This is a genomic window from Parafrankia sp. EUN1f (assembly GCF_000177675.1).
Taxonomy (GTDB): Bacteria; Actinomycetota; Actinomycetes; order Frankiales; family Frankiaceae; genus Parafrankia.
Window position 1 is genome coordinate 1 of sequence record NZ_ADGX01000307.1, and the last position, 3,839, is coordinate 3,839.

General features: G+C 64.1%; 2 protein-coding genes and 3 pseudogenes. 4 read left to right on the top strand and 1 reads right to left on the bottom strand.

The features are described 5' to 3' along the window. Positions 1-244 (bottom strand): transposase (locus FREUN1FDRAFT_RS38330; RefSeq protein WP_006545828.1); only part of this gene is annotated, 244 nt, incomplete at its 3' end. Positions 245-492: 248 nt separating this feature from the next. On the opposite strand from FREUN1FDRAFT_RS38330, the pseudogene FREUN1FDRAFT_RS42680 reads away from it, so the two are divergent. The 4 genes and pseudogenes from FREUN1FDRAFT_RS42680 to FREUN1FDRAFT_RS38350 all read left to right on the top strand — a co-directional run. Further along, positions 493-930: pseudogene (locus FREUN1FDRAFT_RS42680) on the top strand (transposase); the annotation flags it as partial. 434 nt (positions 931-1,364) lie between these two features. Then, complete coding sequence (locus FREUN1FDRAFT_RS38340; protein ID WP_006545830.1) at positions 1,365-3,146, top strand: reverse transcriptase/maturase family protein; 1,782 nt, start codon at positions 1,365-1,367, stop codon at positions 3,144-3,146. A 109-nt stretch (positions 3,147-3,255) separates the two neighbouring features. Further along, a pseudogene (locus FREUN1FDRAFT_RS45670) lies at positions 3,256-3,372 on the top strand (IS5/IS1182 family transposase); the annotation flags it as partial. Between the two features lie 193 nt (positions 3,373-3,565). Continuing rightward, positions 3,566-3,839 (top strand): annotated as a pseudogene (locus tag FREUN1FDRAFT_RS38350) (maturase); the annotation flags it as partial.

Genomic DNA, 3,839 nt, shown 5'->3' on the forward strand with positions numbered 1-3,839 from the left:
GGCAGCCGGTGTCGCGGGCGACGGCCAGCGGCAGGGCGCCGATGGAGGCAGGTTGGTCGACGACGACCAGCACGGTGCCGTGCTTGGCTTGCAGCCGGGTGAATACCTCCCGCAGTTTCGGTTCGTTGTTGGGTAGCCGCTTGTCGAACGCCTTCTTCCCGGCTGGGGTGAGAGCGGTGGCATGGTGTTCGCCCTTGCCCACGTCCAGGCCCAGGTAGACGTCGATGCCACCGGTATCGATCACGTGCTGTCTCCCGCGAGCGCTGTCTACTTTCCCGGCCTCACCTGCGGCATCAGCGTGCCGGCATCCACGTTACGAAGAGCCTGTCTCGCTCACGATGAGTTCGACGGTCATGCCCCTGATCAGCGGTCTGCCGATGCCTCCGGAACTTGGTGACACCACTTTTTCGATCATGACCGACGAGGGGCTCAAGTCATGCCAGGTCCGGAGGCCGGGAGCCCCGTTGCGGGGCCATCCAGAAGGTAACGTGGGGCACGCTGACGGGTCCGAGCCCGGTCGACCGCGGCAAAGCCGGCTCGAAACTGCACGTCCTCACCGACGCGGCGGGTCTTCCGTTGGTCGTCGGCGTCTCCGGTGCCAACCTTCACGACGGCCACGCCCTGATCCCGCTGGTCACGGGGATCCCCGCGGTCCGTTCCCGGCGCGGGCCGCGGCGCCGCCGGCCCGTCAAGCTGCGCGCTGACAAGGCCTACGACAGCGATGACCTGCGCCGCTTCCTGCGCGACCGCGGGATCGCGCCCCGGATCGCCCGCAAGGGCATCGAGTCCAGCGAGAAGCTCGGCCGCCACCGGTGGAAGGTCGAGCGGACGATGTGCGCCGCGAGGCGCTCTGTTGTATCCCCAGTTCAGCTGGGAGGGACTTGGAGGGAGGTTCCTGGGTCGGATGGCTTACCTGGATCCGAAAGGTGAAGGGGACAACAGCATGCCATGATTCCCGGCGGCCGGGTCCAGTGGTCAGGGACGGCGCGCCGGGTGGGCCCGCGTGATATGGCGAAAGCTGGATTGCCTGAATCCCAATCTCCAGTCGATGCAAGTTCTCATCCACCGGAAAGACCTCTGAAACCGGTGCCGCGCTCTGTGTCGGAGTCGATCGTTGCCGATGCAACCTCCAGGGCGCGGGGCGACGCCCAGCGAGGGTGTTCAAGGAGATGAGTGGGACGCCTACGTCACGCTGTCACGTACAACAGAGACGAACGCGGGATCGCCTGTCGGGCGCGAGCCCTATGGCGACGGAGGTCTCGTAGTAGTCGCCGGAGTCGCGACCGGCCAGGGAGGGCGGGAAAGCCGCCTACAGGGCGAAGGAGGCCAGGTGATCGGACACCCGAGACTGGGAGGTATGCGTAATGCAGAGCGCCGCAACGGTGCTGGGTGTCCTGCGTGAGCGCGGCAGACGGGGACTGCCGTGTGACGAACTGTATCGGCAGCTGTTTAACCCGCAGCTGTATCTGCTGGCCTACGGACGCATCTACACCAACCAGGGTGCGATGACGCCCGGGGTCACGCAGGAAACCGTGGACGGCATGTCCCAGGCGAGGATAGGACGCATCATCAATGCGATGCGCCACGAGCGCTACCGATTCCGCCCTGTCCGACGGGTGCACATCCCGAAAAAGAACGGAAAGACCCGTCCGCTGGGACTGCCAACGTGGTCGGACAAGCTCGTCGGTGAAGTCGTGCGCCTGCTGTTGGAGGCCTACTACGAACCGACGTTCTCCGACCGGTCCCACGGGTTCCGTCCCCGGCGAGGCTGTCACACCGCCTTGCGGGAGATAGCCAACACCTGGACCGGAACGGCCTGGTTCATCGAAGGAGACATCGCCGACTGCTTCGGATCGCTCGATCACGACCTGATGATCGAAATCCTGTCGGAGAAGATCCACGACAACCGGTTCCTGCGACTCGTGCGCAACATGCTGCGAGCCGGATACCTGGAGGACTGGACCTGGGGTGCCTCTTTGTCAGGGGTTCCTCAAGGGGGCGTTGCCTCCCCGGTTCTGTCTTCGATCTACCTGCACAAGCTGGACGAGTTTGTCGAGAAGGTTCTGATACCGGAGTACACCCGAGGGGACCGCAGGGCGCGCAACCCTGCCTACCTTGATCTGCAAAACGAGCTGGCCAAGGCCCGCCGACGTGGTGACCGAGCCCAGGCTCGGGAGTTGCGACGGCGCATGGTCAGTCTGCCCAGCTCCGACCCGGACGATCCGCGGTATCGGCGGCTGCGGTATTGCAGATACGCAGACGACCATCTGCTCGGGTTCACCGGACCGAAGGCCGAAGCCGAGGAAATCAAACAGCGGTTGGCGGAATTCCTGCGTGACGACCTCAAACTGGAACTGTCCGCGGACAAGACCCTGATTACCCACGCCCGCACAGGCGCGGCCCGATTCCTTGGCTACGAGATCATCGTCCAACACAACAGCAGCAAGACCACCCGTCGGCGCAGATCGGTCAACGGGCAAGTCGCGCTGCGCGTGCCACTGGACGTGATCAAGGCCAAAAGTGCCCCTTACCTGCGACGCGGCAAACCCGCGAAACAGAAGGCTCTGACGAACGGCGACGACTACACCATCATCGCCACCTATGGGGCCACCTACCGGGGTATCGTCCAGTACTACCTGCTCGCCGGTGACGTTCATCGGCTTCACCGGCTGCGCTGGGTCATGGAGACCTCGATGCTCAAGACCCTGGCAGGAAAGCACCGCTCGTCGATGTCGAAGATGGCAGCCAAACACAAGGCAAAAATCCAGACACCGCAGGGCCCGCGAACCTGCTTCGAAGCAGCTATCGAACGCATCGGTAGGAAGCCGCTGGTCGCACGGTTCGGTGGAATCTCACTCCACCGGCAGAAGACAGCCACGATCCTTGACCGTGCGCCGACCCGGGTCGACCATCCGCACAAGGAGCTGCTCACCCGGCTCCTCGCGGACACCTGCGAGGTCTGCCAGCAGACGGGCAACGTTGAAGTACACCACGTCCGCGCGCTCAAAGACCTCACAGCACCCGGGCCCCTGTCACCCGCCTGGGCTACGGCGATGGCAAACCGCAGACGCAAAACACTCGTCGTCTGCATCAGCTGCCACAGCCAAATCCACGGCGGACAGCCAGCCACACAGCTCACGCCATAGTCACCAGAGAGCCGGATGATCAGGAAACTATCAAGTCCGGTTCGGCGGGAGGCTGCGCGGAAAAGGACCAACCCACAGGTTGGCACCTCGCCGCGCGGCCGACCCATCGGCCTGGCTCGGCGGCTACCGCCGCCTCACCATCCGCTACGAACGCAACGGCCACAACTTCCTCGGATTCCTCACCCTGGCAGCGTCGCTGACCTGCTGGAAGAAACTGGCCACGTGAGACAAGCTCTAAGTCGCGCTCGATACGTACAGCAGGGACGTACCGCGGGATCGCCTAAGGGGCGCGAGCCCTAAGGTGACGGAGTTCCCATAGTAGTCGTGGGAGTAACGCCCCACCGGGGACGGCATGAAAGATGTCGACAGGGCGAAGGGGAACAGGTGGCCGGATACTCAACGGACGGGAGGCATGCGTAATGCAGAGCGCCGAAATGGTCCTTGGTGTCCTCCGTGAACGTGGAAGGAGAGGACTGCCGCTGGAGCGGGTGTATCGACAGTTGTTCAACCCGGCGCTGTACCTGGTGGCCTACGGGCGTCTGTACTCCAACAAGGGTGCGATGACGCCCGGGGTGACCGGGGAGACCGTGGACGGCATGTCGCTGGCTACCATCGACCGCATCATCGATGCGATGCGCCACGAGCGCTACCGATGGAAACCGGTGAAGCGGGTGCACATCCCGAAGAAGAACG